The sequence below is a fragment of the Sedimentibacter sp. MB35-C1 genome (assembly GCF_030913635.1).
In the GTDB taxonomy this organism is placed as follows: domain Bacteria; phylum Bacillota; class Clostridia; order Tissierellales; family Sedimentibacteraceae; genus Sedimentibacter.
The window spans coordinates 3,363,609-3,382,555 of record NZ_CP133188.1 but is presented as its reverse complement, the minus strand read 5'-3'; the positions used below and the strand labels follow the sequence as shown (position 1 = coordinate 3,382,555).

At 31.7% G+C, this 18,947-nt stretch carries 25 protein-coding genes, 1 pseudogene and 1 other annotated feature; of the genes and pseudogenes, 25 read left to right on the top strand and 1 reads right to left on the bottom strand.

What is annotated here, in order from left to right:
* Nucleotides 1-18: 18 nt before the first annotated feature.
* A pseudogene (locus RBQ61_RS16490) lies at nt 19-192 on the bottom strand (IS3 family transposase); the annotation flags it as partial.
* Nucleotides 193-510: 318 nt separating this feature from the next.
* On the opposite strand from RBQ61_RS16490, the gene RBQ61_RS16485 reads away from it, so the two are divergent.
* The 25 genes from RBQ61_RS16485 (at nt 511) to RBQ61_RS16370 (ending at nt 18,820) form a co-directional block, all read left to right on the top strand.
* Nucleotides 511-1,155 (top strand): hypothetical protein, encoded by a 645-nt coding sequence (locus RBQ61_RS16485; protein WP_308138306.1) that lies wholly within the window; start codon nt 511-513, stop codon nt 1,153-1,155.
* Between the two features lie 157 nt (nt 1,156-1,312).
* The gene (locus RBQ61_RS16480; RefSeq protein WP_308138305.1) at nt 1,313-2,332 is read left to right on the top strand and encodes a hypothetical protein; all 1,020 of its coding nucleotides are present in this window, start codon (nt 1,313-1,315) and stop codon (nt 2,330-2,332) included.
* Between the two features lie 19 nt (nt 2,333-2,351).
* Complete coding sequence (locus RBQ61_RS16475; RefSeq protein ID WP_308138304.1) at nt 2,352-3,239, top strand: ABC transporter ATP-binding protein; 888 nt, start codon at nt 2,352-2,354, stop codon at nt 3,237-3,239.
* The gene (locus tag RBQ61_RS16470; RefSeq protein ID WP_308138303.1) at nt 3,239-3,382 is read left to right on the top strand and encodes a hypothetical protein; all 144 of its coding nucleotides are present in this window, start codon (nt 3,239-3,241) and stop codon (nt 3,380-3,382) included. Before RBQ61_RS16475 ends, RBQ61_RS16470 begins: the two co-directional genes overlap by 1 nt.
* Nucleotides 3,336-4,013, top strand: coding sequence for a hypothetical protein (locus RBQ61_RS16465; RefSeq protein WP_308138302.1), 678 nt, complete (start codon nt 3,336-3,338; stop codon nt 4,011-4,013). Before RBQ61_RS16470 ends, RBQ61_RS16465 begins: the two co-directional genes overlap by 47 nt.
* A 29-nt stretch (nt 4,014-4,042) precedes the next feature.
* Nucleotides 4,043-4,300, top strand: a complete 258-nt coding sequence (locus RBQ61_RS16460) for a hypothetical protein (protein ID WP_308138301.1) — start codon at nt 4,043-4,045, stop codon at nt 4,298-4,300.
* A gap of 22 nt (nt 4,301-4,322) precedes the next feature.
* Nucleotides 4,323-4,421 carry a 4Fe-4S binding protein gene (locus tag RBQ61_RS17675; RefSeq protein WP_374049887.1) on the top strand — a complete coding sequence of 33 codons (99 nt, stop codon included), beginning with the start codon at nt 4,323-4,325 and terminating at the stop codon, nt 4,419-4,421.
* A gap of 150 nt (nt 4,422-4,571) precedes the next feature.
* Nucleotides 4,572-5,279: a response regulator transcription factor gene (locus RBQ61_RS16455; protein WP_308140138.1), complete on the top strand. Its 708-nt coding sequence runs from the start codon at nt 4,572-4,574 to the stop codon at nt 5,277-5,279.
* A gap of 3 nt (nt 5,280-5,282) precedes the next feature.
* Nucleotides 5,283-6,695, top strand: coding sequence for a sensor histidine kinase KdpD (locus tag RBQ61_RS16450; protein WP_308138300.1), 1,413 nt, complete (start codon nt 5,283-5,285; stop codon nt 6,693-6,695).
* A gap of 56 nt (nt 6,696-6,751) precedes the next feature.
* Entirely contained in the window at nt 6,752-6,886 is a 135-nt protein-coding gene (locus tag RBQ61_RS16445; RefSeq protein ID WP_308138299.1) for a nucleotidyltransferase family protein, read from the top strand.
* Nucleotides 6,887-7,241: 355 nt separating this feature from the next.
* The gene (locus tag RBQ61_RS16440; protein WP_308138298.1) at nt 7,242-7,625 is read left to right on the top strand and encodes a RidA family protein; all 384 of its coding nucleotides are present in this window, start codon (nt 7,242-7,244) and stop codon (nt 7,623-7,625) included.
* Nucleotides 7,622-8,716, top strand: coding sequence for a threonine synthase (locus RBQ61_RS16435; protein WP_308138297.1), 1,095 nt, complete (start codon nt 7,622-7,624; stop codon nt 8,714-8,716). Before RBQ61_RS16440 ends, RBQ61_RS16435 begins: the two co-directional genes overlap by 4 nt.
* 76 nt (nt 8,717-8,792) lie before the next feature.
* Entirely contained in the window at nt 8,793-9,683 is an 891-nt protein-coding gene (locus tag RBQ61_RS16430) for an acetamidase/formamidase family protein (protein ID WP_308138296.1), read from the top strand.
* A 22-nt stretch (nt 9,684-9,705) separates the two neighbouring features.
* Entirely contained in the window at nt 9,706-10,359 is a 654-nt protein-coding gene (locus RBQ61_RS16425; RefSeq protein ID WP_308140137.1) for a transcriptional regulator, read from the top strand.
* Between the two features lie 113 nt (nt 10,360-10,472).
* Entirely contained in the window at nt 10,473-10,619 is a 147-nt protein-coding gene (locus RBQ61_RS16420) for a hypothetical protein (protein WP_308140136.1), read from the top strand.
* A 23-nt stretch (nt 10,620-10,642) separates the two neighbouring features.
* Entirely contained in the window at nt 10,643-11,512 is an 870-nt protein-coding gene (locus tag RBQ61_RS16415) for a PhzF family phenazine biosynthesis protein (protein ID WP_308138295.1), read from the top strand.
* 75 nt (nt 11,513-11,587) lie between these two features.
* Entirely contained in the window at nt 11,588-12,067 is a 480-nt protein-coding gene (locus tag RBQ61_RS16410; RefSeq protein ID WP_308138294.1) for a tetratricopeptide repeat protein, read from the top strand.
* 661 nt (nt 12,068-12,728) lie between these two features.
* Nucleotides 12,729-12,998 (top strand): hypothetical protein, encoded by a 270-nt coding sequence (locus RBQ61_RS16405; protein ID WP_308138293.1) that lies wholly within the window; start codon nt 12,729-12,731, stop codon nt 12,996-12,998.
* Between the two features lie 21 nt (nt 12,999-13,019).
* Nucleotides 13,020-13,244: a hypothetical protein gene (locus RBQ61_RS16400; RefSeq protein ID WP_308138292.1), complete on the top strand. Its 225-nt coding sequence runs from the start codon at nt 13,020-13,022 to the stop codon at nt 13,242-13,244.
* Between the two features lie 20 nt (nt 13,245-13,264).
* Nucleotides 13,265-13,558, top strand: coding sequence for a hypothetical protein (locus tag RBQ61_RS16395; protein WP_308138291.1), 294 nt, complete (start codon nt 13,265-13,267; stop codon nt 13,556-13,558).
* Between the two features lie 53 nt (nt 13,559-13,611).
* Nucleotides 13,612-13,859, top strand: a binding site (T-box leader).
* A gap of 49 nt (nt 13,860-13,908) precedes the next feature.
* Entirely contained in the window at nt 13,909-15,684 is a 1,776-nt protein-coding gene (locus RBQ61_RS16390) for an alanine--tRNA ligase (RefSeq protein WP_308138290.1), read from the top strand.
* 407 nt (nt 15,685-16,091) lie between these two features.
* A complete protein-coding gene (locus RBQ61_RS16385) occupies nt 16,092-17,123 on the top strand; it encodes an NAD(P)/FAD-dependent oxidoreductase (RefSeq protein ID WP_308138289.1) in 1,032 nt (343 codons plus the stop codon).
* Between the two features lie 106 nt (nt 17,124-17,229).
* Entirely contained in the window at nt 17,230-17,373 is a 144-nt protein-coding gene (locus tag RBQ61_RS16380) for a hypothetical protein (protein WP_308138288.1), read from the top strand.
* The gene (locus RBQ61_RS16375; RefSeq protein WP_308138287.1) at nt 17,370-17,711 is read left to right on the top strand and encodes a DUF5677 domain-containing protein; all 342 of its coding nucleotides are present in this window, start codon (nt 17,370-17,372) and stop codon (nt 17,709-17,711) included. Before RBQ61_RS16380 ends, RBQ61_RS16375 begins: the two co-directional genes overlap by 4 nt.
* Before the next feature lie 122 nt (nt 17,712-17,833).
* Nucleotides 17,834-18,820, top strand: a complete 987-nt coding sequence (locus RBQ61_RS16370; protein ID WP_308138286.1) for a DUF1294 domain-containing protein — start codon at nt 17,834-17,836, stop codon at nt 18,818-18,820.
* The last annotated feature ends 127 nt before the right edge of the window (nt 18,821-18,947 follow it).

Genomic DNA, 18,947 nt, shown 5'->3' with positions numbered 1-18,947 from the left:
AAATCTGCTACGCTATTTTTATGCGACTTGATAATTTAGCCTGTACTGGACAGGAGTAAAGTAGCCAAGTTTTTGCTTTGTGCGTTTATTATTGTAATAATCTATATATTTTTCTATTTCTGCTTTTAACTTGTCAAAACTATAAAATGTGTTTCCGTAATAGATTTCTTGCTTTAAGATACCAAAGAAATTGTATTGTTATTATCTACTTAATGTTATATGCCAAAATTTACTTAGATTTTAGATGTTATAACTAACTATTTTTTTGTTAAGAGTTTATTCAAAGTATATGAAATCAATGGAACTTCTATAAGTAATCTATTTTTACATTAGAAATTAGTTCCCAATCATATAAAATTAAATGATTAAGTAGTGTTTTGATTAAGAAAATTTTATTAGGATATAACCATACATTGTGTGTGGCATAATAGATGTTTTTATTGACAAAATGTATACATTTGTATACAATGTAGCATACAAGTGTATACTAAAATCAAAGGAGATGGTTTTATGGCTGAAACATTTAGAATTTCAAAGGTGATTAAATTTATAGATAAACTTCGTGCATTGAGAAAAGTTGAGTTGGAACACACATTAATGTTTAGTAATCATTTACAGGGACAATTACAAAAAATATTAGCAAATAATGAAATACATGAACAAGAAGATATTTATAAGCTTATGGATAATATTACTAAGTATAGTTACAAAAAAGATGGCATTTCTTTTTCACACTCCCAATTTTCCTTCTTTCATGAGACAATGTTTCATTTAGGATGTACCAATATAATTGATAATATAATTAAAGAAATGGGTGAGTTTTTTGATTTGGATATACCTGAACTAGATAAAGTAGAAAGTGACTTAGAAAACTATCATATAAAATCAATAGATACTAAAGATTATAGTAATATTCCAAGAAAATTTTACATTATTGTAGGAGGAGTGGGTAAAGCTTTTTCAGAACAAGTACAAGAAGAGTGTGTGCAACATTGTTTAACTGTACTTTTAAAAAGTCTTGAGAAAAATGAAATTAGCAGAGCAGAAAATGGGTTTATTATTCAAACTGCATTGCAAAATATTCCAAATATATCAAATGATTTAATAAACAATAGTATTGGTATTTATGGAATTATTCCAATTGAAGAAAAATGATGAAAATTAGTATAAGGAGATTATTAAAAGGTTGTATAGTAGAATTTTCTACTATACAACTTTTTTTTTTAAGGTTTAATTAAGGTTTAGTTTATTATGGTGTAAGTTTGGGATTGTATAATAAATTTAAAGAAAAGGACAAGGAGGGAACAGTTTAATGATTCTTTGGGAATTAAAAAAGATATTAAAATGCAAGACAGGATTAATCGTTTTAGCATTATTTATTTTGCTTTCTGTGAGTATGTTTTTTTTAAAGCCTACATTGGAAACAGAAAATGTATATAGGAATGATAAATACGAGTTAATAGTAGATAAAAGACCTCGAAAAGAAATTGCACAGGAAAAATTTAATGAAAAAATAAAGCAAATGGAGCAAATTGCAAATACCTATATTGAGGATCCATCTATCAATAAAATTGTAGAGATTGCACGAGATCATTTAAGATTTATGAAAAATAGAGAATATAAGGATGTGGACTTTTATAAGGTGCTAGATTATAGAGCAGATCATCCTATTATGTCTATCATTATGGTAATTATTGTAGTCCTAATATTTTCAAATATATATACGGATGAAAAAGTTTCGGGTGTAGATAATATTATTCTTTCATCTAAGAATAAGTTGAAGGCTTTATATTCAAAGTTATTATTATCTTTAACATTCCCTATTGTTATCTATGGATTATATTTAGGAATAGTGCTCTCAATGACCTTTTTTCAATATGGGAAACCAGTAAATGGAGAGCTTGAAGCTTTTAGAATATTAGATAATGGACTGCTTCTTAACGGTGCATATACAATCAATGAATATTTGCTTTTGAAAATTGGAACGATGGCACTTATATTTATGAGTATAGCAGTTTTATCAACTTTTTTTTCCTTTATTACAACTAATTCCTTAGCATCTATAAGTGCAACATCAATATTTGTAGGATTTGGTAAAGTTTTTACAGTTATTAAATCGTTACCCGATTCATTATTAAACATATTAAAAAAAGGAAATTATATTGAGCTAATTTTTTATCCTGATAAGTTTGTAGGTATGTATGCTGGAGAAGTTGATATTTTTGGAAAAAGTTTAGATATTATAAAGTTGTGTAATGGGATCTTAATAGGAACTGCATGTATAGGTGTAATACTTTGTGTAGTTACATTTAAGAAGATTTTAACTAAATAATTGAAGGAGGAATGATTTCATGAATAGACTTGAAATAAAAAATTTAACGAAAACCTATGGGAGAAAAAAAGCAAATGATGATATAACTATTACCCTTGAAAATGGTGTATACGGGCTTCTAGGACCTAATGGTGCTGGGAAGACTACTCTTATGAAACAAATAACAACCTTAATCACACCATCTAAGGGAGAAATTATCTACAATGATAAAAATATAAAAGGGTTAGATGAGAAATATAGAGCTTTAATAGGATACCTTCCACAGGAATTTGGTGTATATAAGAATTTTTCCGCAAAACAATTTTTACAGTATGTAGCAGCTCTAAAAGGATTAAGTAGAAAGGAAACTACAAAAAAAATAGATGAGCTTTTAAAACTTGTAGGATTATATGAAGTGAGAAATAAAGCAGTAGGTAAGTTTTCAGGTGGAATGAAGAGAAGAGTAGGAATTGCACAAGCATTATTAAATGATCCTAAGATTTTAGTGTTGGATGAGCCAACAGCAGGACTTGATCCTCAAGAAAGAGCAAGATTTAGAAATCTTCTTTCACAAATTTCTAAAGATAAGATTATAATACTTTCTACCCATATTATTTCAGATATAGAATCTATAGCAAAGGAAACCATTATGATAAAGGATGGAGCTATACTTATGAAAGGAATCCATCGAGATATTCTTAAAGGGATGGAAGGTAAAGTTTATAGCATAAAGACCACTAGTGAGAATGAGGTTTACGAAATACAAAATAAATACAAAACAGTCAACATTCAACGTGGTGTTAATGATATAGCCATCAGAGTTATAAGTGATAAGATGCCTTTATATAAAGAGACACAAGATGTAGAGCCAAAATTTGAGGATGTTTATATGTTCTACTTTGATTTAGAAAATATTAGGGAGGTGTAATGGATGGGAAAACTTATAAAATTAGAAATGAGAAAAATGCTTCTAAAGAAAAGAATGTTCATAGTATGGGCAGGCGTGTTGTTTTTAAGCTGGATTATGATAACAGATATTTCAATACAAGAAACTTATGGGGACCTGTTTAATAAAGCATATAATATAACTCCATTAATGGGACTTATGATGTTTATGATGTTTTCAGGAGCTTATACATTAGAATATAGTTCAAATATGGCAGGATTAATAAAAACGACGAAAAATGGCAAAAGAGAAATAGTGTTTGCTAAATCTGTAGCTGCTGGAGTTTCTGCTTCTATCATAAATCTTTCTATTTTTTTAGCCATGTGGTTATCTGCTTTAAAAAGTCATAAATTTGCTGGATTAGATTTACCTTTGAAAGATTTTTGGTACTTTGGAAAAAGTGGATCAGATATAACTGTACTTCAAATGATTTTGATAATGCTTGTAACCATCATAATAGGCTCCTTCTTCTTTGCACAGGTAGGATTGTTTTTATCAGCTATTAGTAAGTCAGCAGCAGTTCCTTTCATATTTGGAGGAATCTTAATGGGACTGCCCTATATGTTAGAAACACCTTTAGGGTTTATAGGATTACAAAAATATCTATCCTTTACACCCCTTTGGGGAATGATGAGTTGTCAGCTGATAAGGTACAAAACACCTATAATAGCGCTAATTATGCTTATAGCAATATTCACAGCAGGGATTGTATTGCTACCGAAAGTTACTTTAAAGGCTTTCTCAAAGGAACAATAAGAAAACAATTAAATGATTAGAAGGAATGAATGATGAAAAGAAAATTTTTAGCACTGATTTTGGTGTTAGCAGTAGGCGCATTAATAGTAGTTTGTGGTAAAAGTGCAGATAATCAGGGAAAAAATGAAATACAGCAAACAGAAAACAAGGATGAAGCTGCAAAAGGTGAAAGAAACATATATAAGGAGATGGGTCTAGTATATTATATACCAAAAGAATTGGCTGAAAAAGAGGATTCAATCCAATCTGTTAGACCAACTGTTGTTATTCCTGCAAACAAGTTGTAATGTTTGTGTAAGAAAGTGCAAGATGGGTATAGAAGTTTGTAAAAATCCGAATAGTTCGGAATGTATTCGATGTGGGGATTGTATGAAAGCATGTCCTACAAAAGCAATTGAAAAAAGATAAGTATATGATATTTTCAATATGATAAAAAACCTGAGAAAAAATATCAGGTTTTTTATCATATTATTAAATAATAGGAAAATAGTATATACTACAGCTAAATAGCGGTGGGTTTTGAACTTTTATTTAGAGTATTTTTAAGGAGTGTGAATGATGGGAAACGTAATAAAGGAAAAGAAAATATTAATTATAGATGATGAAGAAGATCTATTAAATTTATTATCAACTGTATTAATAAAGGAAGGTTTTAAAAAAATATATACAGCGGAAACAGGAGAGAAAGGGCTGAAGTTATTCAAGAATGTAAATCCTGATTTTATTATTTTAGATATTATGCTTCCGGATAAGGAAGGATATGAGATTTGCAAGAAAATTAGAGAAACCTCTATGGTTCCAATTTTATTTTTATCTGCAAAATCAGAGGAGCTGGATAGAATCCTTGGGTTTGCTTTAGGGGGAGATGACTATGTAACAAAACCCTTTAGCCCAAAAGAAGTTGCTTATAGGGTCAAAGCACACCTAAAAAGAAATATGATACATTTTCACGAGAAAAAGGGAATACTTTTAGGTCCTTTTGAAATAAATGAGGAAAAAATGGAAGTAACAAAGAATGGAGTGATTCTTGAGCTCAAGCCTAAGGAGTTGAAGTTATTTTTATATATGGCAAAGCATCCAAACAAAATTATTAGTAAAGAAAGAATTTGTGATGAGGTATGGGGAGAAGATTATATAGGCTTTGATAATACAATAATGGTACATATAAGAAGGCTTAGAGAAAAAATAGAAGATAATCCTTCTAAGCCTAAGCACATTATAAATGTTAAGGGTCTGGGATATAAACTGGTTGTAAAGGATGAGTAGAAAATGAAATGGAAATTGACATTTAGATTTTTAGCTACTGTAATTTCAGTGGTTATTATTGTAGTTTTTATAAATATAATTGTTGCTATAAGTGTATTTATAGGACAATATTCATATAATCAAAATAATGATCTTTTAAAGAATTTTGGACCAGAGGACTTTGTAAGGAATTTTAAAAATTATGTATTAAGTAGTGAAGAAAATGTATATGTAAGTGAGGAAGGAAAACAAATTCTAGACAATGAAAAAGCATGGATACAAGTTTTAGATGAGTATGGAAGAGAAGTTTATCATTATAAAAAACCTAAAAATGCTCGATTGAAATATACACCTGTTGAGATTGTTTCCGCCTATAAATATAGAGCGGGATTAGATATTCGTTCAACTATGTTTATAGGAGAAAAAATAATTAGAGACAGATCGTATAGTTATATTATTGGACTGCCTATGAAAAAATTTGACAAGAGAGTTTTTGTTTATGATATAAATAGGATGGCAAAATTTATAAAAATTAGTATAATGAGTATTATTTTCATTGATGGTATAATTGCTCTGTTTTTTGGTTATTTATTTAGCAGAGGACTTACAAAACCTTTAACGAATATTATTAATGGAGTAGAAAAATTAGGAAATGGAAATTATAATGTTTATTACCGTCCAAAAGGAATCTATAGGGATGTTTATTCTAACGTAAATAACCTTTCAGATATACTGAAAAATAATGAAAGCCAACGAAAGAAACTAGAACAAATGAGGGAGGAATGGATTGCAAATATATCTCATGATATAAAAACTCCATTAGCATCTATTAAGGGATACGCGGAGATTTTAAGTGATGATGAGTATGAGTTCTCTAAGGAAGAAATCCAATCTTATGCAGAAACCATAAATAAAAAATCAAACTATATAAAAGAGCTTGTAGATGATTTGAATTTAACTACAAAACTTAAAAATAAAGCTTCTATGCTTGATAAAAAAGAAATTAACTTAGTGAAATTAGTTAGGAGAACGGTTATTGATATATTAAATGATCCTAAGTATAGTGATAGAGATATTAATTTTATTTGCAAAGAAAGTGTTATCCATAAGGAAGTAGATGATATTTTAATAAAAAGGGTAATTAATAATCTTTTATATAATGCTCTTATTCATAATAATCATAATGTGAAAATAGAAGTCAAAGTAATTAAAGATGAGAAAGCACACATATTTGTAACAGATAATGGAAAAGGGATGAACCCAGAAGAACTTAAGCATATTTTTGATAGATATTATAGAGGAACAAATACAGGTGAGAGTCATAAAGGCTCAGGACTAGGAATGGCTATAGCAAAGGATATAGTAAAGGCACATGGTGGAGATATAAAAATAAGTAGTACATTAGGATCGGGTACAAAAGCAGAGGTTATATTATAAGCATTTATAGATATAAGTAGCAAACAATGTGTCAATTATTTGAAAAAAATTAGTTTATGAATAAATTCACAAACAAACCGAAAAATTTTTTAATAGAAAAATACCAATGCGATACAATTATACTTTATGGGTCATATGCAAGAGGAGATTTCACAAAACAAAGTGATGTAAATAGACGTAAAAATTTTTAAGAGGTATAAATAAAATATGCTTAGTGATTCATATTCACACTAACATATAGGATATTTTCGTATGTTAAACTTAAGCTTTCGTCAACAAAAAGTCCGATGTTGGACTTTTTTGTTTACTCTACAGGGTATTCCTTATTCAGGAAGAAATCTTTATTCTCTTAATAAAAAGTAGCTATAACAATCTTTTAATGCAGTTTTTATTGACGAAGAAACAAAGAAAATGATATACTTATAAAAAATTATATGATACGTATAAAAAAATATATAGATATATTTATAATTAATGTGATAATTAAAGAGAGATATATACATCAAAAATAATAATAAGAAATAAATAGAGAGGAATTGTACGAATATGGAGAAGATTAAACCTGAATTTCAAAATAAGAATAATGGGCATTATACACCTGGTATTATTTCCAATGGAATGCTTTATGTATCGGGACAACTAGCTATAGCCCCTGATACTAAGCAGGTACCAAAGGGTGGAATAGAGGAGCATGCTAAACTTGCTTTGAAAAATGTTGACAGAGTTTTGAAAGAAGCTGGACTTTTTCGAGATGATATTGTTCAGTGTAGAGTGTATATATCAGATATTGATCAGTGGGATATAGTAGATCAAGTTTATAGTGATTTCTTTGGAAAACACAAGCCTGCACGCATTGTTTTACCTGTTGGGAAGCTACACTATGGAAGCCTTATAGAAGTTGAAGCTATTGCGGAGGTGAATCAAAGATGAAATATATTTGCTTAAAATGCGGTGTAACCGAAAAAGTAACAACTAGAAAAGCAAAGTGTGATTGTGGTGGACTTTGGAAATTAGATTGGAAAGCTCCTAAGTTTGATCTGTCTTTAGTTGATCGTGATACATGGAGTATTTTTCGTTATCGAGCTTTCATGCCTTTAATAGGAGAAAGTTGGAGAGAAATCAGTTTGGGCGAAGGGATGACTCCTGTGATTCAATTTGATGAAGATGTTTTACTTAAAATGGATTATTTTATGCCTACTTTGTCCTTTAAAGATAGAGGTGCGGCTGTATTGATTGCTCATTGTAAATCAATTGGCGTGGATTCTGTTGTGCAAGATAGTAGTGGCAATGCTGGAAATAGCGTCGCAGCCTATTGTGCAAAAGCTGGAATCGATTGTGAGATATTTGTTCCAGAAGGAACATCAATTAAAAAGATTGATATGATTAAATCTCATAATACAAAGGTCAATGTCGTTTCTGGAACTAGGGATCATTGTGCAGATGTATGTAGGTCGAAAATAGTGGAGCGGGGAAGCTATTATGCAAGTCACGTCTATAACCCTTTCTTCTATGAAGGAACAAAAACCTATATTTATGAAGTCTATGAACAACTTAACAGAATTCCTTCTAATATATTCATTCCTCTTGGAAACGGCACACTTTTTATTGGAGTTATAAAAGCATTAGAAGAATTATTTGAAAATAATCTCATAGATAAAATGCCAAATATAGTTGCAGTCCAAAGTGAATATTGTGATCCATTTGCAAAAGCAGTTATTACTGGAAAAATGAATCCAGTTGGAGTAATACCTAAACCGACGATGGCTGAAGGTATTGCTATTGGCATACCGATGCGCGGTGAAGAAATTTTGGAGTATATTTATAAATATGATATTGAAATAATTACGGCACCAGAAAACAGAATAATCGAAGCTAGAAAAGCTCTTTCGGCAAAAGGTATCTATTGCGAGCATACAACAGCGGCTACATATGCTGCATATTTAAAATATTGTGATTTAAATGGGAAAACTTCTGACAGCTTGCTTCCTATGTGTGGAGCAGGACTTAAATCTGATCACTAAATCACTTAATTGTTGATGGTTTTAAAAACCATTGATAAAAGAAATTTAATAAAAAGGGAAGTAGAGGTGATTTCTTATGATTTGTATTGAAAAAGACAAAATTCATTTTTCTTTTGATTCTGAAATAGAGCCTGTTGCTTATGCTGAAAATGGAGACATAGTAAAGTTTTGTTGTCAAGATTGTTATTGTGAACAAATTGTTACAGACGGTTATGATTTTAATAATATAGATATGAAGCGTAATAATCCAGCAACAGGTCCTCTTTATATAAAAGGGGCAGAACCTGGTGATGTTCTTAGAGTAGAGATTAAGGCAATAGATCTTATGGATCAGGGTTCAATGTGTGCACGTAATGGTGCTGGCATTTATGAAATCGATGGTTGTCATTGTCGTAAGTTTCTGATAGAAGATGGAATGATAAAGTTTGATAATGAAATTTGTATTCCGATTCGCCCTATGGTAGGTGTAATTGGAACTGCTCCAGAAGACAGTAGTGTTTCAACCCAAACACCAGGAGAACATGGCGGGAATTTGGATATAAATGATATTGGAGTGGGAGCTGTGTTGTATTTGCCTGTTAATGTACAAGGGGCTTTGTTTTCTTTGGGAGACATACATGCGGTACAGGGAGATGGAGAAACAGTTATTTGTGCATTGGAGATGAGCGGTGAAGTAACTGTAAAAGTTAATATTCTTAAGGGACGTAGCGATATTCCCATACCATTTATTATTGCACAAAATAATTATATTACTACTGCTGCAGATGTATCACTTGATAAGTGCAGTGTAGTGGCAGCGCAGAAGATGCATAAATTTTTGCAAGAGCATTCTTCGCTTACGGATGCCCAAAGTGGATTATTACTTTCACTTGCAGGAAATCTTAGAATTAGCCAAATTGTAAATCCAGATAAAGGTTGTATAATGGAGTTTCCGATTGGTTTGGCAAAAGAAAAATTTGAAAGATAATTTTATGTATAAGGAGTTTAATATGACTATTTCAAAAAAATTAAAATCATATATTCCATTAGCTGATATGATTTCGGAGTCCTTTGGTAATAAATGTGAAGTTGTTATACACGATTTGTCAACTCCACAAAATTCAGTTGTATATGTATCAAACGGATATATAACGGATAGAAGAATAGGTCAGTCTTTTGATCATTTAATCAAAGATGTATTGTTGTCGAAAGATTTTAAAAATGATTATAAGGCTAATTATACATTTCAATTAAAAAATGGTAAAAATATAAAATCATCTACATCATTAATTAGAGATGAAAATGATGAGGTAATTGGAGCATTTTGCATGAACTTTGAAATAGACGAGTTTATCAAAATGCAGTCGTTTCTAAACATATTCTTGTCAGAAAATATTAATGTATCAAATGAACCAGATGTACCAACAATTGATTCATTTGATAATGTCTCTGAGATAATAGATAGTCTCATAGATAATACCATTGGAGATATTGATGTAACTGGAATGAAGAGAAGCGATAATATAGAGTTATTAATGTTTATGTATGATAAAGGCATATTTCTTACAAAAGGAGCTATAGACAAAGTGGCTAATAAACTTCAGGTATCTCCAGTTACAATTTATTCATATTTAGATGAAATTAAGAAAAAAAAGAAAGCATAATGTTGTTAATTGCTTAAATATAGGAAATAGTAAAGACTGAATAATTAGAATTGCGGAGGTTTATATGAGCGATATACGAGTTTTAAATGATGATGATGTAAGAAGTATTTTGGATCTTAGAAGGAAGAAGTGGAAGAAGCTTGGATAGCGATATTACAATTTTTGATAGTACGGGAATTGCATTGCAAGACATAGCAGTTTCTAAGTATTTACTTCATAAAGCTGATGAATTAAATATAGGAACTAGAATTGAAATATAGATGATTTTTTAGGAGGAGATAATATGAAGGTTAAGGTATATACGATAAATGCATTTGCTAAGACAAAGCAAGGTGGAAATCCTGCTGGAGTAGTTTTAGATGCTGATAATTTAAGTGAAGATGTTATGAAAAAAATTGCTAGAATAATAGGATTCAGTGAAATAGCTTTTATCATGAAGTCAAACAAAGCGGATTTCAAAGTAAGATTTTTCACACCAAATGAAGAGGTTGACCTCTGTGGTCATGCGACTATTGCTGCATTTTCAGTATTGTTAAAAACAGAATGTATTAATCCTGGAACATATACTCAAGAAACAAAAGCGGGGATTTTAGCAGTTGAAGTTGATGAAAATGGAATAATCATGATGACTCAGACTAATCCATCATTTTATGAAATTATTGATTATGAAGAGATAGCAGATACATTAGATATTAATGTTCATGATTTTAATATGCTATTTCCTTGTCAAATTGTTTCAACTGGACTTAAAGATATACTTATACCAATAAGGAACATGGAGATTTTAGATACTATCAAGCCTAATTTTGAAAAAGTAGCAGAATTAAGCAGAAAATACGATGTTATTGGATATCATATGTTTGTGCTTGATTCAGTCAGTAATTCAAATGCATACTGCAGAAATTTAGCTCCACTATATGGAATAGATGAAGAATCAGCAACAGGGACTTCAAGCGGAGCTTTAGCTTGTTATCTATATAAATATGGCATTTTTGATGCGTCCCAATGTCACAACATTACTTTTGAACAAGGATATTCTATGAATATGCCATCGGAAATAAATGTAAAACTTAATGTTAAAGAAAGTGATATTTGTGAAGTTAAGGTCGGAGGGAAGGCATTAAATATGAACTTAAGAGAAGTTGAGATTTAGCACAAATGTAAAAAGGAAATAAAGGTTATCCTGTTTAGGTGATTTGTAAATAATATTTTGAAAGGAGAGATGATCATGAAAAATATACTGAAGAAAGCTATTGAACTTAGAGAAAATGGTAAATTAAATGAAGCTAATTCAATGCTTGTTGAATTGGTAAAGACATTTCCAAATAATGCGGAGGTCAACTATCAGTGTGCTTGGAGTTTTGATGTGCTTGGATTAGAAAAGGAAGCTGTGCCTTTTTATGAAAAAGCAATAGAGCTTGGACTACCAGAAAAAGATTTGAAGGAAGCTTACCTAGGACTTGGAAGTACTTATCGTACGATAGGAGAGTATGAAAAATCCAAACAACTTCTACTAGAAGGAATAAGAAAATACGATATTAATTCTCTAAAGGTATTTTTAGCCATGACTCTTTACAATTTAGGGGAGCACACAGAAGCTATGAAACTATTACTTAAAATTATTGCAGAGACATCAGCAGATGAAAGTATATTAGATTTCAAAAAAGCAATAGATTTTTATTCTGATAAGTTAAATGAGTTATGGTAAAATTAGAATTTCAACTATATTAATTACTACAAAAAAATTAATAGAGCAAGTATATGCTTGATGTTTGGGAAATGGATAAATTATGTATATTACAGCATTGTAAGGTAATATAGAAGAAACTATTTTCCCGGGATATGGAGGGGTATCAAAATCAACAAAAGAATTTAGAATGTTGAGATACTTAATTAATAAATTGTACAGGTGATTTTTTACCATATTTTTGCAAGGATACTCTGGACTATACTCGGATTATAACGAACCAAGAGCCATTGCATCGGAATTAAGCTGCAACGGCTCTTGGTTCGAGAGTAGTCAGATTTTATTGTGTAAGGACAAGAGGTATGTACAGAGTGTATTGCTCATATCTCATTCATTTGATTTTTATAGATTTTTTCTTTAAAGCACTATAGTAATATTATTTTGTTTCGTGATGAAACCAAGTTTTCATAGTTTCAATGACTTTTATCAGCTCAGCTTCCTGTATCACATATGGAACCATTGCATATATATAGTTCAAAAACGGACGACTGAATACACCACGCTGATAAGCAAATTGTTGGTATCCTTTTATCGTTGATTTGGAGGTGTTACGGGATATTTAAACGGCGGAGAGGTGCCTCTCGTTATTGATTCCTGTAAAGTTAATAATATAGACTTTGTTTTGGCTAGTTATTTCCATGTATGTGGTGGTGGATTTATATCATATGTAGACGGCGGAAATATATCTAGCGGTTATATAAATTTTGAAAACTGTAAGGCAGATGTTGACATAAGTGAACTATCTATATCAGTCAGTACTGTTGACACAATAGCAAAATTAGGTTTTGGTGGATTTGCCGCAACAATATATAACGCAAAGCTAAGAGATTGCAGTTCAACAAGTGATTTACAAAGTGAAAATCTAGCTGGCGTGGGTGGCTTTTGCATATAAAGCTAAAAACTGCACTATATATTGTTAATTGAACATTTTGAATTTGATTGTTACGAAAACAAAAGAAAAGGTAGTGTAAATCGTCAAGAACAGGCAAGGGTTGAAAGAAAATTTGATAAAATTCCCAATAATCAAGAGGGAGTATATTTACATGATACTATAAAAGGTGTTAGTTCATATTCTAACTATATAGCCAATGTTTCAAATGCTTTTAAAACCATTATCCAAAACTTGATGAATACATAACCAATCTGAAAAGCAAAAATATGATTTCAAATGAAAAAGTTATTAAAATGTTTTTGATTGAGGATACTTCTCCGTTAGGTACAGTCGTTTATGATGAAAAACCACAACCTGTAATATTAGCAATGAGCAAAGAGTTTTTAACTTTAGTAAAATCTTCTTCCAATATTGACTATGTATTGGCTTGCTCTAACTATAACTCTCACAACTATGTGTGGTTAATTTCACAGAAATATATAGATGATTATATTGTGCATAGCATAGATTATGCGAGTATGAACTTTGCAGATTTTACACCTCATGTGCAGAGTAAGTAGAATTTAACATTTGACAAAGAAAAACTTTAGTAGTATAATTATTGGAATTAATAATAAAGGCGAAGAAGAGAAATAGTAAATATATAGGTATTGTTCAGAGAGAAGATGGTTGGTGCGAATCTTCACAATCCATATATTGAAGCAGTCTTGGAGCTTTGAACTGAAATAATGAGTAGGCTTCAACGGAGATCCACCGTTATCATAGGATATAGTATCGGTATTATCATTTACCCGTACTTTATGAGTGCAGAGTTAATCTCTGAATTTAGGTGGTACCACGGATTAAGAATTCGCCCTAAGCTTTGAAAGCTTAGGGTTTTTTATATTATTTTTAAGAAAGGAAGAGGATTATGAAAGCGAATGAATTGAGAGAACTCTACGTATCATACTACAAAAAAAGGAGACATGAAGTAGTCACAGCCACATCGTTAGCTCCTGAAAATGATGCTAGTGTATTATATACAACCGCTGGCATGCAACCACTTATTCCTTATCTTTTAGGACAAGAACATCCATTAGGAAAACGCCTTGTGAATGTGCAAAGATGTGTAAGAACAGGAGATATTGAGGAGGTAGGTGATGATTATCACTTAACTATTTTCGAGATGCTGGGTAATTGGTCCTTAGGTGATTATTTCAAAAAAGAAGCTATTTCTATGAGCTATGAATTTCTTACAGCGCAAATTGGAATACCTTCTTCAAAATTAGCAGTGACGGTTTATAAGGGAAATGAGATTGTACCTTATGACGCGGAAGCGGTAGAGACTTGGCTTGAGTTAGGTCTAAGTAGTAATCAAATCTTTTATTACGGTGATGATGAAAATTGGTGGGGACCGGCAGGTGAAACAGGGCCATGTGGTCCTGATTCAGAAATGTTTTATGTAAATGATACACACGATTGTAGTGAAAATTGTGGACCTGCTTGTAATTGTGGTAAATATATTGAATTAGGTAATAATGTTTTCATGACATACTACAAAGACAAAGAAGGAAATCTGACTGAGCTAGAGCAAAAAAATATAGATGTAGGATTAGGCTTTGAACGGTTACTGATTCTAGCAAATAATCTCCAAAATGTATATGAAACAGATTTGTTTAGGCCACTGATTAAGAGATTAGAAGAACTAAGTGGAGTTAGTTACGACAAAATTAATAAAAATAGCTTCAGAATTATATGTGAGCATATTAGAGCTTCTGTATTTATTCTCGCTGATCCGCAAAAGATAGTTCCAACAAACTCTGAGCAGGGGTATATACTTAGACGACTTATTCGACGTACAATACGGATGATATATAAATTAGGTATTGAAGAGAACATTATGCTTGAATTAGCTGAAAAAGTTATTGAAATGTATAATGTAGCATATCCAGAAGTCCAATCCTGTAAAAATTATATAATTGAAGAACTAAGTAAGGAATATATCAAATTCACCAAGACTTTGCAAAGTGGATTGAAAGTGGCAAATAAGTATTTTGATCAAATAAAAGCTGGTGAATATTTGAGTTCAGAGCTAGCATTTAGATTATATGATACTTATGGATTTCCCATTGAGTTTACTCTTGAACTAGCACAAGAAAAAGAAATACTTGTTGATATAGAAGGTTTTAAAACAAAGTTTGAAGAGCATCAGAATAAATCTAGAAGCGGAGCTGCTGGAAAATTCAAAGGAGGCCTGGCAGAACATAACAGTAACAGTGTTAGACTACACACAGCTACTCATCTACTTAATAGTGCATTACGGAAAGTTCTAGGGAACCAAGTTTATCAAAAAGGTAGCCATATAAACTCTGAGCGGTTAAGATTTGATTTCTCTTTTGATAGAAAGTTATTGAAAGAAGAAATAGATCAAGTTGAAAGTCTGGTTAATAAAGCGATCCAAGAGAATCTTGAGGTTAAATATATGGAAATGAATTTAGATGATGCTAAAAAAAGTGGAGCTTTAGGAGTCTTCGAAGGTAAATATGAAGATATTGTTAAAGTCTATGAGATTCCAGGATATTCATTAGAAATCTGTGGAGGACCTCATGTTTCTAATACATCTGAACTGGGTTATTTTAAAGTCATAAAGGAGCAAAGTTCATCATCGGGGGTAAGAAGAATAAAGGCTATTGTTAATCTGGACTAAGGAAAAGAGGTACCCGGTCAAGGGGATATCAGGTCCAAATGACATCTTTATTGTCATCTCAAGGCACATTGAAACGATAATAATGATGACGAAATGTGGTGCGGAGGGCAAATGAGGAAGCTCAACCACCATATGTAGTGGTTTTGGAGCAAAAAACGGGCAAAAACTGGACCAAAAAAGTGCATTTTTTGACCCTGTATTTTGGGGTGTTTTATAGATGACATTCGGATTTTCAAAGATAAAATTCAAAAATTTTATGTGTCAGGGGATATTATGATATTCTTATAATGCGTCGTAAAAGTAGGAAAATGTTCAATAGTAAAAAATATGGACTAACAATTGTTTATTATAGCGATAAATAGGAATTAATAAGAGGCTTAAAATGATTATACGGAGGTGAAAAGAGAATGTACGATATAATAATTATTGGTGCGGGACCAACCGGCAGTACCGCCGCAAAAATTCTATCCGAAAAAGGATATAAGATTTTGGTTGTAGAGAAGTTGAAAATGCCAAGATATAAATCCTGTTCCGGGATTTTGATCAAAAAAACAATGGATTTGGTAAACCTCTATTTTGGCGAAGATATCCCGGCATTGTCTATGTGTGAACCGATTGAAAACCGGGGAATGATCTTTACAGATGACAAAGGGAAAGAGTTTCGCTTTGAGCAAGAAGGACTTAATGTCTGGCGCAGTTCTTTTGACAACTGGCTTGCAACAAAAGCAAAAGAAAGCGGTGCGGAAATCAGGGATTGCACAACCGCTCTTTCCTGCGAAGAAAAAAATAGTTCTGTGGAGGTCACTTTACACGGTAAAGCAACCTATACTGAGGAAGCAAAATACGTTTTGGACTGTGAGGGTGTTGTAGGAGCGTTAAAGCGGAAAATTATTAAAGGCAGCCCGAAATATATCACTACATTTCAGACATTCAACGAAGGAAACATAGATTTAGATCCTCACTATTTCTATGCGTATTTGCAGCCGGAGTTATCAGAGTATGACGCATGGTTTAACGTAAAAGACAATCTTTTAGTACTGGGTGTATCGGTCAAAGATATGGGGAAAATTGGGTTTTTCTATGAACGGTTTATCGCCTACATGAAAGCTCATCACCACCTACGAATTGATAAGCAAATAAGAGCTGAAAAATGGTTGATGCCACATATTGGCCCCGGCTGTCATGTTGATTATGGTCTTGGTCGAGTACTATTTGCAGGAGAGATTGCCGGGTTCCTGAATCCAATGGGAGAGGGTATTTCCGCAGGAATGGAAAGTGGCTATTGCGCTGCTTGTGCAATCGCAGATCATTTTGATAATCTGGAAATGATATATGCCGATTATCAGCAAAGTACAAGCCAATTGAAAACCTATATGGAGCGCCAATGGAATTTTGTTGTGAGAATGGCTAATACGTTTAATCAGGAATATCTAAGATAATAAGTAGATACAATGTTGGAGAAGAGATTGATGAGATTAGTTTGTCGATTTGTCAAGCCTGACCCCCATGTTTATTCTTAGCATATAGAAAGGCAAAGTAAATAAAATGGAAAAAGATTTATTAAAAAATATTTGTTTAGAAGCATTATGTAATAATACTTCTAAAAATTGTAGTTCACAAGAGAAATTTGAAGAAAAACTTTCTGAAATGGGTACAGAAGAATTTTTTGAGTCACATATAAAAAATTGAAATATGGAATTCCTAAAGATACACTTAATTTTTTTATTAGTCAATGTGAATCTGAGTATGAAAAGTATTTGACAGAGAATATAAATTATCGTAATCATATAAAAAGTATATGGTATAAGGAAGATTTGATTAATAATCAATACAAATGTAAGGTATTACAGCTTTTGTCAAATAAATCTTTACAAACTTATTTAGCTGTTTTTACATTAATCCAAAATGGCTTTTCTGACCAAGCTTTTATGTTGTTCCGTAATATGTTTGAAAATTATGTCATTAGCAAATTTATTTCTGAAAATAATGAAAGGCAGATATTAATATTAAGATTAAAAAAGGAATAAATAGATTTATATATTGTACAGACATGTTTTTTAACAGATGAAGTTTAAATTATGGGGGAGAAGAGAAATTGCAATTAATAATAAACCTGATTTTTTATATCGGCATAATAAAGTTTTTTTTCATGTTTCTCTTATTGACAAATACTTTTACATTTTTCCTGTATGTGACAGACAAACGAAAAGCAGTAAAAGGCAAGCGGTGCATAAGCGAAAAAACGTTATTAATTTTTACCATATTATGTGGAGGAATAGGAGCACTGTTGGGTATGTATTTCGCAAATCATAAAACGAGAAACAGGAAATTCAAATTTGTAGTAGTAATTGGTCTTATTATTACATTTATTCCAGTTATACATATTGCACATGGGCTTACGCTAAGTAAGATAATCCGATATGTGGAAATTGAGTTTCGTTCGGAAAATTGGCCGCCTGAGTTAGATGGTTATCGCATCGCTTTTATGTCAGACATGCATGCTATAACAGAAGAAAATATGCGGAAAGTAGCAACAGAGTTAAATGACAGAGATTTGGATTTGCTGTTATTAGGCGGAGATTTTTTAATGGAGAACAATCATTATCAAGGAACTGTGAGAGAAATAGCTCAAATAAGTACAACAGACGGAATTTTCGGTGTGGAAGGAAATCATGATGACTACAAGAAAGTTTTCAAGGCAAAAAAAGAATATGGGATAAAGCCGTTGGATAATAGTGGCAGGTGTATAAGAGAAGGCTTTTATTTGGCAGGTGTCCAAGATATGTATAACAGAAATCCTAACATAAAAGAGGCTATTGCAAACGCACATACAAACGATTTTGTTTTGCTCCTTTCACACAGTCCGGACTTGTCAATGTTGCAATCTACAGATGGAATTGATTTAATACTTTCCGGTCATACCCATGCTGGGCAAATTACTTTTTTTGGTTATCCGTTTTACTTGCTATACGGAAGCTTGCCAATAACAGATTACGGTACGCGTTTTGCTTATGGGTTTGCCTGTTCAGCAGACGATGTCCCCGTATTTATAACCAGCGGAATAGGCACTTTTTCCCATGTGCCAAGAATTTTTACAAGACCTGAGGTTGTGATTTTCACCATGTATAGTGAGTAGAGGTTTGCCAATACATGAGATTAAACCCACGCTATTAGATTGCCATGCAATAATTGATATATCTATTAATCAAAAATGAAACATATACTGACACCAAGGGAGTATTAGGTGTCGTGGTCATCATTAT

Coding starts and splice junctions, on each gene's coding strand:
- RBQ61_RS16430 (WP_308138296.1), top strand. CDS start 8,793: ATGATTTGTATTGAAAAAGACAAAATTCATTTTTCTTTTGATTCTGAA.
- RBQ61_RS16445 (WP_308138299.1), top strand. CDS start 6,752: ATGAATAAATTCACAAACAAACCGAAAAATTTTTTAATAGAAAAATAC.
- RBQ61_RS16470 (WP_308138303.1), top strand. CDS start 3,239: ATGGATGGGAAAACTTATAAAATTAGAAATGAGAAAAATGCTTCTAAA.
- RBQ61_RS16440 (WP_308138298.1), top strand. CDS start 7,242: ATGGAGAAGATTAAACCTGAATTTCAAAATAAGAATAATGGGCATTAT.
- RBQ61_RS16450 (WP_308138300.1), top strand. CDS start 5,283: ATGAAATGGAAATTGACATTTAGATTTTTAGCTACTGTAATTTCAGTG.
- RBQ61_RS16480 (WP_308138305.1), top strand. CDS start 1,313: ATGATTCTTTGGGAATTAAAAAAGATATTAAAATGCAAGACAGGATTA.
- RBQ61_RS16475 (WP_308138304.1), top strand. CDS start 2,352: ATGAATAGACTTGAAATAAAAAATTTAACGAAAACCTATGGGAGAAAA.
- RBQ61_RS16415 (WP_308138295.1), top strand. CDS start 10,643: ATGAAGGTTAAGGTATATACGATAAATGCATTTGCTAAGACAAAGCAA.
- RBQ61_RS16435 (WP_308138297.1), top strand. CDS start 7,622: ATGAAATATATTTGCTTAAAATGCGGTGTAACCGAAAAAGTAACAACT.
- RBQ61_RS16465 (WP_308138302.1), top strand. CDS start 3,336: ATGATAACAGATATTTCAATACAAGAAACTTATGGGGACCTGTTTAAT.
- RBQ61_RS16425 (WP_308140137.1), top strand. CDS start 9,706: ATGACTATTTCAAAAAAATTAAAATCATATATTCCATTAGCTGATATG.
- RBQ61_RS17675 (WP_374049887.1), top strand. CDS start 4,323: ATGGGTATAGAAGTTTGTAAAAATCCGAATAGTTCGGAATGTATTCGA.
- RBQ61_RS16460 (WP_308138301.1), top strand. CDS start 4,043: ATGATGAAAAGAAAATTTTTAGCACTGATTTTGGTGTTAGCAGTAGGC.
- RBQ61_RS16390 (WP_308138290.1), top strand. CDS start 13,909: ATGAAAGCGAATGAATTGAGAGAACTCTACGTATCATACTACAAAAAA.
- RBQ61_RS16395 (WP_308138291.1), top strand. CDS start 13,265: ATGATTTCAAATGAAAAAGTTATTAAAATGTTTTTGATTGAGGATACT.
- RBQ61_RS16380 (WP_308138288.1), top strand. CDS start 17,230: ATGGAAAAAGATTTATTAAAAAATATTTGTTTAGAAGCATTATGTAAT.
- RBQ61_RS16370 (WP_308138286.1), top strand. CDS start 17,834: ATGTTTCTCTTATTGACAAATACTTTTACATTTTTCCTGTATGTGACA.
- RBQ61_RS16455 (WP_308140138.1), top strand. CDS start 4,572: ATGGGAAACGTAATAAAGGAAAAGAAAATATTAATTATAGATGATGAA.
- RBQ61_RS16385 (WP_308138289.1), top strand. CDS start 16,092: ATGTACGATATAATAATTATTGGTGCGGGACCAACCGGCAGTACCGCC.
- RBQ61_RS16485 (WP_308138306.1), top strand. CDS start 511: ATGGCTGAAACATTTAGAATTTCAAAGGTGATTAAATTTATAGATAAA.
- RBQ61_RS16410 (WP_308138294.1), top strand. CDS start 11,588: ATGAAAAATATACTGAAGAAAGCTATTGAACTTAGAGAAAATGGTAAA.